The sequence below is a fragment of the Bacillus sp. B-jedd genome, from assembly GCF_000821085.1.
GTDB lineage: Bacteria > Bacillota > Bacilli > Bacillales > Cytobacillaceae > Bacillus_D.
Genome location: NZ_CCXR01000001.1, coordinates 2431560 through 2449780 on the forward strand (window position 1 = coordinate 2431560; position 18221 = coordinate 2449780).

The window sequence follows — 18221 nt, forward strand, 5'->3', positions numbered from 1 at the left end:
AAATCCCCTTGTTAAAACCGGGGTCAAAGATTAAAAATCATGTTGTCTATAAGCCTAGCTTGAGAGAACCGGACAGCGATCGCCACAATAAACTGGCCTTTTAATTCTTCCAGCGGCTCCAATTCCGGGTAGCTGTATATTTCAACATAATCAATTTTTCCACTAGTTTGGCTCTCAATCATCATGGTAATGAGCTCTCTGATCGTTTCAGGGTTTCTTTTGCCGCTCTCTATCGCTGCACGTGCTGCTTCAAGACTCATATGGAGCGCAGCCGCTTCCTGCCGTTCGCGGCGATTAAGAAAGACATTCCTCGAACTCTTTGCCAATCCATCTTGCTCCCGGACTGTTTCACCTGGGACGAGTTCAATTGGGAAGTTTAAATCCTTGATCAACCCTTCGACAACTGCAACCTGCTGTGCATCTTTTTGCCCAAAATAAACCCTGTCAGGAAGAATGATATGGAATAGTTTTGTTAAAACAGTAGCGACTCCATCAAAATGCCCGGGCCTAGTTTTGCCGCAAAGGACATTCGTTCTCTTTTGCACAACTGCCCGGACAGATGGTTCCCCGGGATACATTTCCCGTGAAGATGGTGTAAAGAGAAAGTCGACACCGGCACCTTCTGCAAGTTTACTATCGTGTGCAAGATCCCTTGGATAGGCCTCAAAGTCTTCATTTGGCCCAAATTGGAGTGGATTCACAAAAATGCTGACTACAACTATTTCATTTTCAGCCCTTGCTTTATGGATGAGCGATAAATGGCCTTCATGAAGGAATCCCATTGTTGGCACAAAGCCAACCGATAGCCCTTCCCTTTTCTTTTTTAAAATGGTTTTCTGCATTTCTGCGATGCGTTCAATTGTTATCATTCTTTTACTCCGTAAAGAGCTTGAAGCTCTTCCTCTTTCATCGTAAATGTATGGCTCTTTTCAGGGAAAAGGCTGCTTTTGACATCGGAAATATAGTTTTCAATCATCCCGGTAATATCCTGGCTGACCTGGCCGTACTGCTTTACAAACTTTGGCACACGCCCGGAACCATATCCAACAAGGTCATGATAGACTAGAACCTGTCCATCTACCCCAACGCCCGCCCCTATACCGATGACAGGAATGGACAGCTTCCTTGATACCTGTGCCGCCAGCTGTTTAGGGACACACTCAAGGACAAGGGCAAATGCTCCGGCTTCCTCGCAACGTAGGGCATCCTCTATTAATTTTATCGCGGCCGCGGCATCTTTCCCCTGAACTTTATAACCGCCTAGGACACCCACAGATTGGGGAGTCAGGCCAAGATGGGCGACAACTGGCACTCCGGCCGTTGTCAGTGCCTTGATTTTGCCAAGGACTTCTTCCGCTCCCTCCAGCTTGACGGCATGGGCACCCGTTTCCTGGATGATTCTTGTTGCATTCACAAGAGTCTCCGCAGTTGAGATATGATAGCTCATAAAGGGCATGTCGACAACCACGAACGTATCAGGGGCCCCTCTGCGGACCGCTTTGGCATGATGAACCATATCATTTATGGTTACAGGGACCGTCGTTTCGTAACCCAGCACAACCATGCCAAGGGAATCCCCGACAAGAATCATATCAACCCCCGCTTGCTCGGCTGTCTTGGCTGATGGGTAATCGTATGCTGTCAGCATTGCGATTTTTTCACCAGCATCCTTCATTTTCAAAAAATCTGTAGTTTGCTTCATCCAATAATCCTCCTTCTTAATTGGAAGAGGGGACATAACGGGTTCGCCGACAGCATAGAAAAAGATCCAGCTGAAGGCAGAGGATCCCGATTTTTCAAGTATGTTCCATCCCTCTGTCCCGGTCCTTTACGGATCTAGGCAGAAACCATTTTTAATTGTCCTGGCTTAAGGTGCAGTTCACTTGGATACCGCCCAATCGAATTATAGCAAATAACCCCTTTCCTTCGCCACCGTAAAAAACTAGGAAAGGGGGAAATCGATGTCTGCAGAGTAAATCTTATGGATAGTTCCATCTTTATCTTCAATCTGGAGGACTCCTTCATCGGTAATTCCCAAAGCTTTTCCAAAGATAACGCCTCTATATGTCCTGGCGCGTATTTCGGAGCCGATTCCTTTTGCATAGCTTTCCCAAAGCAGCTTAATCGGATAAAAGCCTTTTTCCAAGTACAATAAATACAGTTTTTCAAATTGTACACAAAACTCCTGGATCATGTTCGCCCGGTGAATTTGGCTTCCTGTTTCCACACACAGGGAAGTAGCAATTTCCTTTAATTCCTCCGGAAAGTCACTACTGCTCTGGTTTACATTCAAACCAATCCCAATGATGACAGAATGTATCCTATCCGCCTCTGCCTGTAATTCAGTAAGGATTCCGGCGATTTTTCTCCCATTCACCATAATATCATTGGGCCATTTTATTTCAGGAGTAATCCCGGCTGCTTCCTCAATAGCCCTTACGGCCGCCACAGCCGTAAGCAATGTAAGCTGGGGGGCTTGCTGGGGCGGAATTTCGGGACGGACAAGAAGGCTCATCCAAATGCCAGTGGATTTTGGAGAATGCCATTTCCGGTCCATGCGCCCTCTGCCGGAAGTTTGTTCATCGGCAATGACGAGGGTACCTTCAGGAGCATTTTCTGACGCAAGGTCAATGGCAATTTTCTGAGTAGAGGCGACCGACTCATAATAATATACCTTTTGGCCAATGAATTCGGTTTTTAGGCCAAGTCTGATTTCATCTGGAGATAAGGCTTGCGGTGTTCCCGCAATGCGGTAGCCTTTCCTCTTTACCGCATCTATCACAAACCCCTCTTCACGCAGCCCTTCTATATGCTTCCAGACTGCTGTCCTTGAGCAGCCGATGACGTCTGCCAATGCCTGTCCCGACAAATAGCCTCCACCAGCTTCCGTGAAAGCATCAATAAGTTTTTTCCTTATTTCTGATTGCACCTCAAGAGCCACTCCCTTATTGTATCCTTTTCATTTGCCACGTTTCCTTCCAGCACGGCTTTTTCAACGGTATTCAGCATATCCCTTACCCATGGCCCTCCATTTTTCCCGTACCATTGGAGCAGGTCACCGCCTGAAACGGCTAATTTATCCCGACTTTTGATCGGAAGGCTGTCATATCGGGAAAGCCATTCATCTACCTTGTTGGCAAAATCGCCTGATGATGTCGCCATAATGAGCTTTTCCGCTGAAGCAATTCCGTTTTTGCCAGCATTGAACAAGGATAATGCATCCCATTCATTTTTCAGCCTAAAGCGAAAATATTTAAAAATGTCCAAAATCTCTTTTATTTGCCTGGACGGAAGTTTCCACTCTCGCAAAATGGATTCAGCTTCTTTATCTACAGCATCAATACTTTGCAATAAAAGGGCCCACATTTCATTTAGCCCCAAAATTTCCACCTTACAATCAATCATCTTTTGCAATTCAGCTTCTTTTCCGGATAAGCCGGGGAGATATTGGAGCATCCCCGTGCTACAAAGTAGGCCGAGTCCTATTTTCCTATTTGCTCCTAAAAACAACTTTTCAAATTCCACCCTTTTCCTTTCAACCGCGATGTGCTTTAGTAGATGGGCGGATTCAGCCAGGGATGAATAGGTTTGAGCTTCAATAGTAAAACCGAGTTGGCTTGCGAATCTTGTTGCCCGCATCACCCGGAGGGCATCTTCACCAAATCTTTCAGAAGGCTTCCCAACGGTCTTGATTTGCCTACTTTCAATATCTTCCCTTCCGCCAAACGGATCGAGCAGATTCCCCTCCTTATCCATTGCCATGGCATTCATCGTAAAATCACGCCGCTTTAAATCTTCATTTAAATTAGATACAAACTCCACTTTATCGGGCCGGCGGAAATCCTTATAGCCTGACTCTGTTCTGAAAGTGGTCACTTCATATGAATTTCCTTTATGCAGTACAAGGATGGTTCCATGGTCGATTCCGATGTCCACGGTTTTGCTAAAAATATTCTTTATTTCTTCAGGGCGGGCTGAGGTGGCGATATCAATATCATCCACAGGTTTGGAAAGAACATGGTCCCTGACAGCCCCTCCAACAAAATACGCCTCAAATCCCGCGTTAAGAATGGCATCAAGAACCGGCAATGCGGAAGAAAAAGGTTTTTCCATTTCACTCATCCTATCCAAGCAATTTGTAATAAAGGTCCTCATATTGTTTAACGATTTTACTGGCCGCAAATCTTTGTCTGACACCGTCTGCAGCAGCACTCGAAAATTTCCTATGAAGGTCTGGATTTAGAAGTAGTTCTAGTGCCTTCGCTGCCATAACGCTAATTTCACCAAGAGGGCAAATGAACCCGTTTTCGCCATGTCTTATTACTTCAGGAATCCCTCCTATATTTGTGCCGATACAAGGAACTCCGCAGGCCATAGCCTCCAAAGCGACCAGCCCGAAGCTTTCTTTTTCTGAAAGAAGGAACATTAAATCGCTGATGGAATACAATTCATCAACATTTTCCTGTTTGCCCAGAAAGATAACCTTTTCCCTCAATCCCATATCCGAAACGAGCCTGGAGACTTTTCTCATTTCCGGGCCATCTCCGACAAGCAGTAGTTTGGCTGGAATGGACCTGGATATTTCCCTAAAAACCCTCACTACATCCCCGACCCTTTTAACCGGACGGAAATTAGAAACGTGAATGATTACTTTTTCATGATTGGCTATTCCCAGCTTTTCCTTTAAATCTGTTTCGCTGTTTTTCTGATAAATCCTTTCATCAATAAAGTTATAAACCGTTTCTATTTCTTTGTCTGGATGAATCAAATCAGCAGTCTGGCCGGCAAGTGAATCGGAAACAGCTGTAACAATATCAGACTTCTCAATTCCGAATTTAATTGCCTCAGTAAGTGAGGGATCATTGCCGAGAACAGTAATATCAGTCCCGTGGAGGGTAGTGATGATTTTCAGATCCCTGCCGCTCATTTCCCGTGCCAAAATCGCGCAAACTGCATGCGGGATTGCATAATGGACATGGAGAAGGTCAAGCTCTTCCTGATTTGCAACCTCTGCCATTTTGCTTGCCAACGCGATATCATATGGAGGGTATTGAAAAACGGAGTACTGGTTCACCTCAACCTGATGATAATAAATATTATGGTACATTTTTTGAAGCCTGAAAGGCATGCTTGAAGTGATAAAGTGAATAGAATGACCCTTTTCAGCCAAAAGTTTGCCTAATTCAGTGGCGATGACTCCCGACCCTCCGACGGAAGGATAGCACGTTATTCCTATCTTTAGTTTCCTCATTTTATTTTTCTCCTAATAAATCCAAATCGAGCAGGAGTGGAGAATCGGATATGAACCCTTCTGCAAACTCCAATCCGGCCTGCCATCCAAATACCTTTTCCCTTGCTTCCAGCGTCTCGATATAGCCGTTTACTAGCGGAGTGTCGAAGCTGGAAGAATTTTTGGTAAATTGGCTTAGATAGGCATTTAATGCTTCTTTTTTCAGGTCCATATATTTTGAAATATCTATAATGAAATCAGGTTTGTGAAAACCATTTATCATATAATAATAAAGATTCTCAGCCTTATGAGGCGCATGTGAATGGCCTGTATCGTAATTTTTGATTCCTGCTGAAAAGACAGCTTCCTTTACAAGGCGGGCACAATTTCCGTGATCCGGGTGCCTGTCTTCAATATAAGGAGCAAACACCAATTTCGGGCGATACTCCCTGATTACGTTTGCGATGACTTTAATGTAATCCTGCTGCAAAAAAAGGCCCCTGTCTGGTAAACTCAAGCCAAGCCTCTCTGCACCAAGTATTCCAGCAGCAGCCTGAGCTTCTTTTTTTCTTGTTTCCACATCTCCATTAGAGGATAATTCAGCAAGAGTCAAATCACAGATTACAACCTTTTTTCCTCGCGCCGTATATTTTGCAATCGTTCCGCCCATGCCGATTTCAACATCATCCGCATGAGCTCCGAAAGCAAGGATATGTACTTGGTCAGACATTGCTTCCACCTGAATTTTCCTTCGCTATCATTCTCCAGTCCAAATGCCCATCTTCAATCCCTTTTATTAATACCTCTGCTGTTCCCATATTGGTCGCAAGTGGAATAGAATAAACATCACAAAGCCTCAGCAGCGCGCTGACATCTGGTTCATGCGGCTGTGCGGTAAGAGGGTCCCTGAAGAAAAAGACAGAATCCATTTGATTTTTTGCGATCATCGCTCCAATTTCCTGGTCACCGCCTAATGGCCCTGACTGAAAACGATGGATTTCAAGTCCGGTTGCTTCTGAAATACGTTTCCCGGTTGTCCCGGTGGCAAATAATGAATGTCTTGCAAAAATCTCTTTGTATGCCACGGCGAATTGTACTAAATCATCTTTCTTTTTATCGTGGGCTATTAAGGCAATATTCACAGCTATTCCACCTATTCCATAATATTTTCCAGGCCATATACGAACGAATCGATCTTCATAACGGTTTCCACAGCAGTCCTGACCCCTGTCATAAACGAGGCCCTTGTGTAGGAATCATGCCGGATTTTAAGCGTCTGTCCTTCCGAGCCGAATAAAACTTCCTGGTGGGCGATCAGTCCCGGCAAGCGTACGGAATGGATCCTCATCCCTTCATAGTCTGCCCCCCTCGCTCCCTCCATTGTTTCCTTCTCTTCGGGATGGCCCTGGCTTTTCTTCTTGCGCTCTTCAGAAATCAGCTGGGCTGTTTTGACCGCGGTTCCTGAAGGAGCATCGAGTTTTCTGTCATGATGCATTTCGATAATTTCAACATCCTCAAAGTACTTGGCAGCCATTTTCGCAAATTTCATCATTAATACAGCGCCAATGGCAAAGTTAGGAGCAATGATGCAGCCAATTCCCTTTTCTCGGACGAGCCCTTGAAGTTCCTGGAGTTCCTCACTGCTGAATCCTGTCGTCCCGACAACTGGACGGACATTATAGGCCAGGGCAGTCCTGGCATGATGCATGCCGGCTTCGGGCACCGTTAAATCAATTAAGACGTCCGCCTTGACCGATTGCAGGCAGTCTTCTATATCGGAAAACACCGGTACTTCCCCTTGGAAAAAGTGACCGATTTCACTCAGTTTGCGCCCATTATTCTTTCTGTCCAGAACAGCTGCTAGTTCAAATGAAGGAGTCTCCTCAACCATTCTGACCGCTTCACTCCCCATCCTGCCCCGCGGGCCAGCAATGATGACTCTGATTTTTCCCATCTCCATCACACCTTCTCATTATTTTTTTGTCCAGCGGTCTTTGTCTCTCGTCCTGAACTTTTCCATCACCATATCATGTGAGTCCTGAAGGTCAATCTTCAGTGAATTGGCAAGGCAAGTAAGGACAAATAACACATCCCCGAGTTCTTCTTCAATTGTCTTTTCTTTTTCGGTTTGTTTTTTTGGTTTTTCACCATAATAATGATTAATTTCCCTGGCAAGTTCGCCAAGCTCCTCAGTGAGCCTTGCCATCATAGCCAGCGGGCTGAAATATCCTTCCTTATACTGGCTGATGTGCGCGTCCACTTCTTTTTGAAGCTCCCTTATTGTTTTATCACTTTTCATTTTACCACCCCATCAGGTTATATATTGTTTTGGATGATTGTTTCGAGGCTATAACTTTCATGTTAGCAAAAAAATTATCATTTACAAATATTTTTTCGTTCGTTACTTGTTATGAAAATTGCCCTATTAACTATTATTCGCTATAATTAAAGCCGCTTTGGCAAAGGGTAAATATTGGCTGGGAGGCATAGAAAATGATAATGGGCCTTAAAGTGAAAAACATTTTACTAATATTGCTCGGTACGGCGATTATGTCGTTTGGAATCGTAAATTTTAATATCCAGAACAAGCTTGCGGAAGGAGGAGTGACTGGGATAACAATTCTCCTTTATTTCTTGTTTAAATTCAACCCCGCCTATACGAATCTTATTATAAACATTCCGCTCTTTTTTCTGGGCTGGAAGCTTCTCGGGCGCAAATCTTTTATTTATACCGTAATCGGAACAGTGGGGGTATCTGTATTCCTGTGGATCTTTCAGAAGGTTCCCATCAACATGCCTCTTTCAAACGATTTGCTTCTGGCCGCCCTGTTCGCAGGCGTATGCATCGGAGTGGGTCTCGGAATAATTTTCAGGTTCGGTGGTACATCCGGCGGGGTGGATATCATCGCAAGGGTAGTGCAGAAATATTGGGGAATCAGCATGGGCAGGACGATGTTTTTGTTTGATGCACTAGTTATTATCGCCTCGATGCTTACATATTTGGGTTACCGGGAGGCAATGTATACACTTGTCGCAGTCTTTGTCGGTGCGAGGGTAATTGACGTAATGGCTGAAGGGGCATATTCCGCAAGGGGAGCAATGATCATTTCGGAGAAGAATACTGAAATAGCCGAAAAAATCATGGGCGAACTGGAACGTGGTGTTACCGTTTTGAGAGGCTACGGCTATTTTACAAAAAACGACCGGGAAGTACTGTATTGTGTAGTTCCAAAAAACGAAATTATCAGGTTGAAAAATGTCATTACCTCGGTGGATCCTCACGCCTTTGTTTCTGTGACGGCTGTCCATGATGTTCTGGGGGAAGGATTCACACTGGATGCGAACAAAAATCCATTCGAAATATGATAATTGGTTATAACGAAAAAGAGCGGAATAGTCCGCTCTTTTTGTTTTCGCTTTTATTCACTTCTGTTCATACCGGTAAAAATGAGGATGAGCCTCAATAGCTCCAGGACAGCGATTGCCGCTGCGGCGACATAAGTTAAGGCTGCCGCATCAAGGACTCTCTTCGCATCCCTCTCCTCTTCATTCCGGATAATTCCAAGCGCGACTACCTGGTCCATCGCCCTGCTCGAAGCATTGAACTCCACTGGGAGAGTGACGATTTGGAACAAGACCGCTGCTGCCATGAAGGCAATACCGAGAGCAAACATACCAGTAAATTGTGTCAGCATACCGATGAGGATTAATATCCAAGAAAAATTACTGCCGAGATTGGCGACAGGAACTAGCGCGTGCCTGAACCTGAGGAATGTGTAATCCTGCTGGTCCTGAATGGCATGGCCGATTTCATGTGCCGCCACAGCAGTCGCCGCCAGGGAATGGCCATGATAAATATCAGGGGACAGCCGTACCGCTTTTGCCCGGGGGTCATAATGGTCGCTCAGGAAGCCTCTGCCTTCTTCAATCCTGACATCGTAGATACCATTGGCCTGAAGGATTTCCCTCGCTACTTCTGCTCCCGTCTTCCTTGATGAAGAGGGGACCTTTGAATATTTATTAAAAGCTCCTTTCACCCTCATTTGAGCCCAGAGGGGGATAAGGATGATCAACGCAAAATACAGGATGAACATGAAGAAACCTCCTAAAGACATATCTTGATGTATAAATTCTATTAAGGAAGGCAATCCAAGTCAATCTTTTAGCTCATTTGAGCGCTTTCTTGCCTGCTCGTTATCAGCTCTAAACCTTTTCCAACCTACATACGATAAGGTCAGGATGATAATACTGCCTGTCGAGCTGATGACCCACCATAAGGAGGGATCGGCTTCATCCTCCTCTATCCCATCAAATATCGCTTGGAGGCTGGCTTGAAGCGACTCTAACTCTTCCATTTCAGCCTTTCTTATAGACCCCGACGGCTTATAATCTTGAAGAAAGTCCACTTTCGCATCTAGCCTTTGGATATCTTCTGCCGAACGGTCGATTTTCATGCTCGGGTAAATAAGGTTGTAGAGCGACAAAAAAGAATTTACATTTGTATGATACGCTTCACTATTCCCCTCGAGCGCAGATTTTTTAGCTTTGGCAAAAGTGCTCATGACACTGTCTTCCATTTCTGTCCACAAAGGTTCACTCGAAGTGGCCAGGGCATCCATCACAAGCCGGAGCCGAGTTACTTTATTGAGCCTTTCCTGGTGTGCCGCCGCGGGGCTTGCTAATGCCTCCAGGGCTTCATCGTGGGACACTGTGATAATGCGAGCTTCATCAAGGGAAAAATGGAGACGGTCGCTGCTCATCCCGTCGAATTGCTCAGAAAAGTAATTTAGAAGCTTTTGGGCCTCGGCATACCGCTGGTTCTTTACCATTTGGAAAGCATCATCCGAAATGGAATCAAGTTTCACAATAGCAGCAGGCTGGCCATCTGCCAAGGCGTTTACAGGAAATATGAAAATAACTAAAATTATCAGCAAGCATTTCAGCTTCATTCATAGCCACCCCTCTCATACTAGTAAGAATGTATGAAAAGGGGGACAAGTCTAGAACCTGTCCCCCCGGTGATTGCCATATTATTTTTTGCCCGCTTGAAAATGCTGGTCATTTGCCGCCGATTATATTCATATCGAATGAAGCCAAAACTTATCAAAGGTCCAGTTTAAACCGATTTTCTCTAATGCAAAGGTACCAGGCAATGAAAAGTGATGCGATCGAAAGCCAAAAGGTAAAATAACCAATCCGCTGTGTGTAAAGATGCAGAACTTCATACCTTGGCATCATAAAGAACACATAATCAATAACATCATTATGCAATGTCCAAATCCCCGCTACAACTAGATGCCAGCTTTTCATTTTATAAAATGGAGCATACAGAAGGCCCTGGACGGCCATTGCAAAATGGGAAAGCACCAACATCCAGCCAATCCAGCCCAAATTTCCCGTCACAACATATACGAGCAGATTCATGACAACCGCCCAAATCCCATACTTGAATAAAGTCACTAGGGCAAGCGTTTCCATTAGCGGCCAATTCTTTTTTAGTAGAAAGGCGGCAATAACAAATACAAAAAACAGGCTGGCTGTCGGGCTGTCGGGCACAAATGCAAGAAACTTCGCTGGGGTTTCCTTCAGCTGCCAGCCGTACCAAACATACCCGTAAACCGTCCCGGCAATATTGACGATCAATAGAAGCCATAAAAACGGCCGGTACGCCAGGATAGGATAAATCCATTTTGCCACAAGATTTCCGCCTTTACAGTTCATTTATGTGTTGATATTACCATAAAAAGACTTAAAAATGAACAAGAAGAAAAAGCTGGTGAACGTTTGTCACCAGCTTTTTTTCTTACTTGCTTTTTAAAGTCGAGATATATTCGGACAGAACTTTCAATTCTTCGTCTGTTCCTTTGAACATGCCTGGAGGCATATTACCAAAACCTTTTTTAGCAACTTCAGCAACATGGTCAGCCGGGAACCCCTTGTCAATCAATTGGGCACCGCCCGCGCTTCCCTGCAATTCGCCGCCATGACAGCTGATACAGCCTTGTGCTTCATAGATTTTATAGCCTTCCGCATCCTTATCGATGCCTTGGACAATCATCCCTTGCTTTTTCGCCGCTTCCCAGTCATGTGTCGCGACGGATTGCCATGTCAGGAAGAAGATGGCTGCAATGGCCAATAGCATAAAAGCAGTCGCAGCTGGGCGTTTGGATGCCCGACGCTCTGGCCCCCTGTCAATGAATGGCGCCAAAAGAAGCGCGCCAAAAGCCAGTCCTGGAATGACCATTGCACCTACTACAGTATATTGGCTAGATGCGTATGAGTATTTAAGCAGTTGATAAAGGAATAAGAAATACCAATCTGGCAGCGGGATATAACCCGCATCAGTAGGATCTGCAATTCTCTCGAGCGGCGGTTCGTGCGCCACCGTTAAACATAAGAAACCCACCAGGAAAACGGCGCCGACAAGCCATTCCTTCAAAAGGAAGTTCGGCCAGAAAGCTTCAGTTTTTCCGGGGTATTCAGAATAATCTTTAGGATACATAGGTTTTCGTTCCGAAGGTGCCAGAACACGCGAGTCACCAACGAACTTCATACCTTTACCGCGATGCATCGAACAATCCCCTCCTCTTTCGTAGCATGGACCGGGAAGCCAGTCCCGTTCCGGTTTCAGGCAATTTTATAGCGGTCCGGAAATACCCTGCTTGCGGATCATCAGGAAGTGGGCTCCCATCAGTCCAAGCAAAGCACCAGGCAGGAAGAATACGTGGATGGCAAAGAAACGGGAAATTGTCTGTGCACCGACGATTTCATGGTGCCCCGCCATCAGTGCTTTCAATTGTGGGCCAATCAGCGGAGTTGCCTCAACAATTTGCAGTGTAACTTTTGTTGCGAACAGCGCTTTCATATCCCATGGAAGCAGATATCCTGTTAAACCAAGTCCAAGCATTACAAAGAAAATCAGTACGCCGACAATCCAGTTCAGCTCACGTGGTTTTTTGTATGCTCCCTGGAAGAATACCCGTAGTGTATGTAAGAACATCATGACAATAACAAGGCTCGCACCCCAGTGGTGCATCCCGCGTACGATTTGCCCGAAAGCGACTTCGTTTTGCAGATAGTAGACAGATTGCCAGGCATTCTTAATGTCGGGTACATAATACATGGTCAAAAACATCCCGGACAAAATCTGAATGACCGTTACAAAGAATGTAAGCCCTCCGAAACAATAGACAAATGCGGAAAAATGATGGGCTGGGTTTACGTGTTCAGGTACTTCATGGTCTGCGATATCGCGCCATAGGGGCGTAATATCCAAACGCTCATCTACCCAGTCGTAAATTTTGTTTAACAACGATTACGCCTCCTTTCTAGGCTTTTCTCGGCTTTGCCTTACCTAAGTAAAGGAAGCCGTCTTTTTCCTTGTATGGATATACATCAAGCGGCGCCATTGGCGGAGTGTTCGGTACGTTTACACCGCTCTTGTAATAACGCCCGTTGTGGCATGGGCAAAAGAATTCATTTGGATGGTCTTCGCTGTTGTTCCAGCCTACTGTGCATCCAAGGTGTTTACATACCGGTGAAAGGGCCACAATCTTCCCGTCCTCATCCTTGTACACCCACGCAGTATTGGTTACTTCTGATTCATACCAGGCATCCTTTTGTTTAAAAGAGAAATCAACCCGGACAGGTTCGGCTGTTATATCCGCTACTTTTTGTGATGTCGCAATGAAGTCGCCGCCTTCGTCCGCCCTCAGAACAGGATCTATGGCAAACCGGACCATCGGCATCAGCATGCCTGCGGCCATGAAACCCCCTACTCCCGTCAGTGTATAGCTTAGGAACTGCCTTCTTGAAACTCGATGCTTACTCATGGTTCTCCCCCCTCTGTTCACAAGTTAAGTCCATGGGACATTTAACATATATTAACTAGGACATTATCATGATATATCAATCTTATTGCAAGGTCAATATTATACTATTTTGTGAACATTTAATACCGAAAAGTATTTTTTTAGTTTCCCTCCTGATTCCACTTTGCGGTAAAAAATTTCATTAGCTGCTTGATTTGTCCGTTGATGAGCATGACTTTTTGCTGCTCTTCCATTCCAGCTAACGGCAACAAAGGCATCCAGATAAGCGAGCCGCCGATCCCTTCTTCCTTAAGCCGCCAATTTTCATCGCTAGTGAGAAGGAATATATGTTTAAACCCTTCCCCTGCGAGGCTTTCTTCCCACCTGTTAAGCCTTGAGGCAACATCATCTGTATGTTCGGATTCCATGTATGTAAAAGCGGGCAGTAAGATTAGCCGTCCTGTAAACTGGCGTTCGAGCTGGCTTGCCAATAACGAGATGTACTCCGTCATGGAAGCGGATTGTTCCATATCTCCACCCATAGCAATTGGAATAAGAGGCACAAGAGCCGTATCAATATATTCCTTTGCTTGGCTGTACATTTCAACATCCTGTGATGTCCATTTCATTCATATTCCTCCCCTTAAGGATCTTCCGGTGTTTGTATGGGATTATCATACCATTATTCTCCTGCCACGCGTGGGTTTATGCTCATGTAAAACCCAAAAGAAAAAAGCCGCTCAAAGCAGGCTTTTATTTTTCCGAAGTTCTTTTAAAGTGTTCAGTTGTTCCGTAAAAGACAGGAATGCTTCTTTATCCTGTTTATCCAAAGCTTCATCAATCAGCTGCATCAGCTTTTCTTCATTAAAGCGCCTGATGCTGAAGCTAAGGAATTGTTCGGCAGCTTCCCGGTCTTTTTCATTGGATTGGAGATGGCGCGGAATATAAGGATTGTCCTCCAGTACCGCCGCATATTGATGCACCTTGTTGGAAGCATTGAAATTCAGCTGAATATAAATTTCCTCTTCTCTGTTCAGGCGAATATCATGGAAGGATTTTTCCGCATCGGTCGTCATGATATTTTCCTTATAAAACCTGAAAGGCACTTTATCAACACAATGCGCGGACATGATAAGGCCTCTTGGGCAATATTGGGCCTGATCCACGAAATGCACCTTCTCCATCAACTGGTCATGGCTCATTAGATAATTCAGGATCCACACACATTCTCTTCTCTTTAATTGGTAATGGTTCAAAAACCATCTGATAAAGTCCTTTTTCTCGTTGACAGATACAGGGGTTGCCATAATCTATTCCCTCCTCTGCGAGTTTAAACTTTACATATCTCCAGTAAGCCGGTAAACCAAATCAGCATATTCCTCGTTCATAGGGTGTTTATTTGCCAACTGTTTAAAAATTTCGGCAGCCATGTCTGTTTTTCCTTCTTCAATTAAAAAATATCCGTAATCTTTTAAGAAATCTTCATTATTTTGATAATAATTATAAGCGGCATCAAAGTATCCCGAAGCTTTCCCGCATTCTTCGATTCCTTGATACGCAACTGCGGCATCCCAAAAAAATTGGGGATCCGCATGCTCATCAACATCAATCGCTTCCAGCAAATCTGCGACATCCGCAAACCTTTCCTGGTGGAGGAAAAGCCTGTTTAAAGTCAAAGCGGCTTCAGAAAAGCCTGGATCAAGGGCAAGCGCTTCACGGAAATATTGTTCAGCTTCTTCCTCTTTTCCAAGTTTTATTGCGATTTTGCCGCCATAGAAGAACAAATCTTTATTAAATTCGTCCTGCCGGATTCCCTCTTTTGTTGTTTCAAGCGATTTTTGCAAGTCTTCTTCCATTTCATAGGACTTCGCCAAATAAAGGTACAGGGAATGGTATTCTGGATCAAGGCTTTTCAGTTCTTCGAACTTTTCAATTGCCGCGCCAGCGTACCCTGCTTGAAAGGCCGTTAACGCAAACCCAAAAAGCGTGTTGATGTCTTTACTTTTCTTAAGCGCTTTTTCATAATATGGCAGTGATTCTTCAAACGCGCCCGCTGCACTTAAGTTTTCGGCAATTCTTTGATTGACGTTCACACCGGCAATTTCATCTTGGGCCTTCAAAACCTCTTCATAGTACCCAATTGCCTTTCCGGCCTCGCCCATTGAACTGTAAAACTCGGCAAGCGCAAAGTCAACGACCGGCTCATCAGGCAATTGTTCCTTGGATTGGAGCAGCTTCCTTTCACAAACTTCGAACAGCCCCTGCAACTGGTACAGATCCGCGAGAAGGAGGAGCGCTTCCCCGTACGAATCGTCATCCTGTTCGATTTCCTCAAGCAGGAGAATTGCTTTTTCTTCCGCGTTGTTATCAATATAAGCTTCGGCAAGCGGGATGATTATTTCCCCTTCCCCAGGATAATAAAGCAGGAGATTTTCAAGGAGCGAGATGGCTTCCTCCATGAACCCGTAGCCGATGAATTCCTCGGCAAGAATGAATTTCTCATCCGGGCTTCCGCTTTTTAATACTTCATTATATTCGCGCATGGCTTCCATATGTTGGCCGGCTTCGAGCATTCCAATAATTTTATTTACTTTATCCATCTTTTCAGCCCCACATTTCTTAAGTTCAAAGGGAGTAAAAAGCGTGGGTTTTTACCTTTATATATTCCCCGCTTCCCCTAATAAAATCAGTGTATTCGCCCCAGCGAATGACTCTGCCCTTATGGACAGTGACTGCTGGTTCGATTTTCTGGCAAAAGCCCGAGTTCTCCTGTGCGGGTTTGCCGGTGGTTCTAATATATAAATTATAACTCAATTCCGCCTTATGCAGTAGGCTGGACCTCCAGGGGTAAATACCAATCATATTAAGCGCGCTTTTTGGCAAAGGAGTTCCTTCGGCAAGTTCGTCGTTTAGCGAAGGTAATTTCCATGAAAGCATAGTTTTTTCCCATTTGGCAAGAGCCTGTTTCTTTAAACTCGGATCAAGATCATCAAATACAGGAATAAGAGGGCAATTGTACGGGAAGATCGCTTCCCTTAACCAGCCCCACGGCACAGTGTCAAGGCCTTCCAAAGATTTCACATTTACAAAAACCGCAGGCAGTTTCATTTTCTTGCATTCTCGCAAAAATGATGGAGTTAATTTCTTCAGATCAACTTTAGCTCCGATGGCATAGTCAGCAGGTGAAAGGATGAAAGCCTCCTCAATTTCTTTCAAGCGCCGCTGAAGGAACTTCTCAGATTCGACATCCACATAAGTCAATATAGTCGTGCAGCCCTTTTTCAACAATTCATTTGCGACAGTATCGGCAAGTTCCTCTTTCGTTTTGCAAGGAAGGGTGCTGTCAAGGATTGTATGGGCAGGGGTCATTATAAAAGGTGCAATTTCCAATTTCATTAATGAATAATTACCCAAATCACATCGAATAGCAGTAATTTCCTTTCCGTCTGTCAGGATGGAACTGATCTCCAGCCTTCCTTCTCTAAGAATAGCGGCATTTTCAATAATGTACGGCATATTATCACCCTTAAGCAAGTCTTAAGACAAGCTATGCCATAATCCTTATTTTATGACGCTATATGGGTTGAAATAAAGATTGATATCAAACGGTAACTGGGTGGCTGATTTCCGCTCCGGGCATTTCGCTTTCCGCGGGGCATCAGTGGAGCCTCCTCGTCGCGCTGCTCCTGCGGGGTCTCCACTTGCTGCTCTGTCCCGCAGGAGTCTTCATGCCTGAGCTCCAATCAACCAGCTTTTTCAAATAAATTAATATAATTATTAAATTCAACCTATATAGTTTTCAGAATTTAACAGGAAAGGCGCCTTCTTGAAGCGAGGCGCCTTTCGTCAGCTTATTTTTTATTTCCATCCCTTTTCAGATGGAATTACTTTATTGTTTCCAAATGTGTAAAAAAGCCGGGATATGAGACGTTTATGGAGTCCGGATCTTCGAGTGTGATACTGGAATTTGTTATCAATGATGCAATGGCAAGCATCATGCCAATTCTGTGGTCCCCATGGCTGGTAACGGTAGCGCCGTGAAGAACAGAACCTCCAGTGATGACCATCCCATCTTCCGTTGTCTTGATGTTTGCACCAAGTTTTCTCAGCTCGTTTGCAACCGTTTCAATTCTGTCGGTTTCTTTTACTTTCAGTTCTGCGGCATCCTTGATGACAGTTTCGCCATCAGCCTGGGTAGCGAGGAGGGCTATAATAGGCAGCTCGTCAATCAGCCTGGGAATCAGTTCGCCGCTAATTGTCGTTCCCTTTAGACGGGAATACTTTACAAGGATATCCCCGCTCGGTTCAAAGCCGTCATTCTCACTTACAATGGTAAAATCCGCCCCCATACTCTTCAGTACATCCAGGATTCCGCTTCTTGTCAAATTAAGTCCCACATTCTTGAGTAGAATTTCGCTCCCCGGAACAATGGAGCCGGCGGCAAGGAAAAATGCGGCCGAAGAAATATCCCCCGGCACCTCTACTTTCGCTGCCTGTAGTGTCTGCCCGCCCTTTATGTATATATTCTTCCCAGAGGTTTCAACGTGTCCGCCAAAAAGCCGGACCATTCTCTCCGTATGGTCTCTCGATGGCGCGATTTCAGTAATAACCGTTTCTCCCTTAGCCTGCAGTGCCGCTAGTAGGATAGCGGACTTTACTTGTGCACTGGCAACCGGCATAGAGTAAGAGATTCCTGTCAAATTTCCCCCAGTAACGGTAATGGGGGTATATTTGCCATTTTCCCTTCCCTCAATTTTGGAACCCATTTTTATCAGGGGGCCAGTCACTCTATTCATTGGACGCCTTGCGATAGATTCGTCCCCTGCCAAGCAGGAGCTGAATGGCCTTCCAGCCAGTAATCCCATCATTAACCGAATCGTTGTCCCTGAATTCCCCACGTCCAAGAGCCCGTGATATTCTTGAAGGCCATCCAAGCCGCGTCCGATAATTGTTACCTCTGTTCCGCTTGTTTCAATTTCTACACCCAGTTTCCGAAAACAGGATACTGTACTTAGACAATCCGCTCCTGACAGGAAATTACTTGCTTTTGTAACCCCTGAGGATATTGCGCCAAACATGACTGCCCTATGTGAAATGGATTTATCTCCAGGTACCTGAATCTCACCATAGAGACCTTTTTCTGCCGGTGCTAAAACAATCTGTTCCAATTTTTCACCCCG

At 45.0% G+C, this 18221-nt stretch carries 21 protein-coding genes; 1 reads left to right on the top strand and 20 read right to left on the bottom strand.

What is annotated here, in order from left to right; all coding sequences use genetic code 11:
* Positions 1-23: 23 nt before the first annotated feature.
* The 9 genes from panC to BN1002_RS12010 all read right to left on the bottom strand — a co-directional run bounded on the left by panC (position 24) and on the right by BN1002_RS12010 (position 7529).
* On the bottom strand, positions 24-869 hold the full coding sequence (panC, locus tag BN1002_RS11970) for a pantoate--beta-alanine ligase (protein ID WP_048825240.1): 846 nt from the start codon (positions 867-869) through the stop codon (positions 24-26).
* Positions 866-1702: a 3-methyl-2-oxobutanoate hydroxymethyltransferase gene (gene panB, locus BN1002_RS11975; RefSeq protein WP_048825241.1), complete on the bottom strand. Its 837-nt coding sequence runs from the start codon at positions 1700-1702 to the stop codon at positions 866-868. Before panB ends, panC begins: the two co-directional genes overlap by 4 nt.
* A 240-nt stretch (positions 1703-1942) precedes the next feature.
* Positions 1943-2929: a biotin--[acetyl-CoA-carboxylase] ligase gene (locus BN1002_RS11980; protein ID WP_197072791.1), complete on the bottom strand. Its 987-nt coding sequence runs from the start codon at positions 2927-2929 to the stop codon at positions 1943-1945.
* Positions 2914-4113, bottom strand: coding sequence for a CCA tRNA nucleotidyltransferase (locus BN1002_RS11985; protein ID WP_048825243.1), 1200 nt, complete (start codon positions 4111-4113; stop codon positions 2914-2916). Before BN1002_RS11985 ends, BN1002_RS11980 begins: the two co-directional genes overlap by 16 nt.
* 10 nt (positions 4114-4123) lie before the next feature.
* Positions 4124-5251 (bottom strand): N-acetyl-alpha-D-glucosaminyl L-malate synthase BshA, encoded by a 1128-nt coding sequence (gene bshA, locus BN1002_RS11990; RefSeq protein ID WP_048825244.1) that lies wholly within the window; start codon positions 5249-5251, stop codon positions 4124-4126.
* Position 5252: 1 nt separating this feature from the next.
* The gene (bshB1, locus tag BN1002_RS11995) at positions 5253-5960 is read right to left on the bottom strand and encodes a bacillithiol biosynthesis deacetylase BshB1 (RefSeq protein ID WP_048825245.1); all 708 of its coding nucleotides are present in this window, start codon (positions 5958-5960) and stop codon (positions 5253-5255) included.
* The gene (gene mgsA, locus BN1002_RS12000) at positions 5953-6372 is read right to left on the bottom strand and encodes a methylglyoxal synthase (RefSeq protein ID WP_048825246.1); all 420 of its coding nucleotides are present in this window, start codon (positions 6370-6372) and stop codon (positions 5953-5955) included. The genes bshB1 and mgsA overlap by 8 nt, the downstream gene beginning before the upstream one ends.
* A gap of 11 nt (positions 6373-6383) precedes the next feature.
* Positions 6384-7184, bottom strand: coding sequence for a 4-hydroxy-tetrahydrodipicolinate reductase (gene dapB / locus BN1002_RS12005; protein WP_048825247.1), 801 nt, complete (start codon positions 7182-7184; stop codon positions 6384-6386).
* Positions 7185-7202: 18 nt separating this feature from the next.
* A complete protein-coding gene (locus BN1002_RS12010; RefSeq protein WP_048825248.1) occupies positions 7203-7529 on the bottom strand; it encodes a nucleotide pyrophosphohydrolase in 327 nt (108 codons plus the stop codon).
* Positions 7530-7723: 194 nt separating this feature from the next.
* On the opposite strand from BN1002_RS12010, the gene BN1002_RS12015 reads away from it, so the two are divergent.
* On the top strand, positions 7724-8596 hold the full coding sequence (locus BN1002_RS12015; RefSeq protein WP_048825249.1) for a YitT family protein: 873 nt from the start codon (positions 7724-7726) through the stop codon (positions 8594-8596).
* Positions 8597-8649: 53 nt separating this feature from the next.
* Here the strand turns inward: BN1002_RS12015 and BN1002_RS12020 are convergent, their stop codons facing one another.
* From BN1002_RS12020 to aroA, 11 genes are all read right to left on the bottom strand, one after another.
* Positions 8650-9324, bottom strand: coding sequence for a zinc metallopeptidase (locus BN1002_RS12020; protein WP_082036219.1), 675 nt, complete (start codon positions 9322-9324; stop codon positions 8650-8652).
* Between the two features lie 60 nt (positions 9325-9384).
* Positions 9385-10179, bottom strand: coding sequence for a sporulation protein YpjB (gene ypjB / locus BN1002_RS12025; protein WP_048825251.1), 795 nt, complete (start codon positions 10177-10179; stop codon positions 9385-9387).
* 154 nt (positions 10180-10333) lie between these two features.
* Positions 10334-10927 (bottom strand): lipoprotein heptaprenylglyceryl N-acetyltransferase LhaT, encoded by a 594-nt coding sequence (locus BN1002_RS12030; protein ID WP_231575029.1) that lies wholly within the window; start codon positions 10925-10927, stop codon positions 10334-10336.
* A 106-nt stretch (positions 10928-11033) separates the two neighbouring features.
* Entirely contained in the window at positions 11034-11801 is a 768-nt protein-coding gene (locus BN1002_RS12035; protein WP_048825253.1) for a menaquinol-cytochrome c reductase cytochrome b/c subunit, read from the bottom strand.
* Between the two features lie 66 nt (positions 11802-11867).
* Positions 11868-12542 carry a menaquinol-cytochrome c reductase cytochrome b subunit gene (gene qcrB, locus BN1002_RS12040; RefSeq protein ID WP_048825254.1) on the bottom strand — a complete coding sequence of 225 codons (675 nt, stop codon included), beginning with the start codon at positions 12540-12542 and terminating at the stop codon, positions 11868-11870.
* A 16-nt stretch (positions 12543-12558) separates the two neighbouring features.
* On the bottom strand, positions 12559-13062 hold the full coding sequence (locus BN1002_RS12045; protein WP_048825255.1) for a Rieske (2Fe-2S) protein: 504 nt from the start codon (positions 13060-13062) through the stop codon (positions 12559-12561).
* A gap of 140 nt (positions 13063-13202) precedes the next feature.
* Positions 13203-13670: a YpiF family protein gene (locus BN1002_RS12050; protein ID WP_048825256.1), complete on the bottom strand. Its 468-nt coding sequence runs from the start codon at positions 13668-13670 to the stop codon at positions 13203-13205.
* A gap of 111 nt (positions 13671-13781) precedes the next feature.
* A complete protein-coding gene (locus BN1002_RS12055; RefSeq protein ID WP_048825257.1) occupies positions 13782-14348 on the bottom strand; it encodes a ReoY family proteolytic degradation factor in 567 nt (188 codons plus the stop codon).
* A gap of 30 nt (positions 14349-14378) precedes the next feature.
* On the bottom strand, positions 14379-15641 hold the full coding sequence (locus tag BN1002_RS12060; RefSeq protein WP_048825258.1) for a tetratricopeptide repeat protein: 1263 nt from the start codon (positions 15639-15641) through the stop codon (positions 14379-14381).
* A 25-nt stretch (positions 15642-15666) separates the two neighbouring features.
* Positions 15667-16557, bottom strand: a complete 891-nt coding sequence (locus BN1002_RS12065) for a hypothetical protein (protein WP_048825259.1) — start codon at positions 16555-16557, stop codon at positions 15667-15669.
* 368 nt (positions 16558-16925) lie between these two features.
* A complete protein-coding gene (gene aroA / locus BN1002_RS12070; RefSeq protein WP_048825260.1) occupies positions 16926-18209 on the bottom strand; it encodes a 3-phosphoshikimate 1-carboxyvinyltransferase in 1284 nt (427 codons plus the stop codon).
* Positions 18210-18221: the final 12 nt, after the last annotated feature.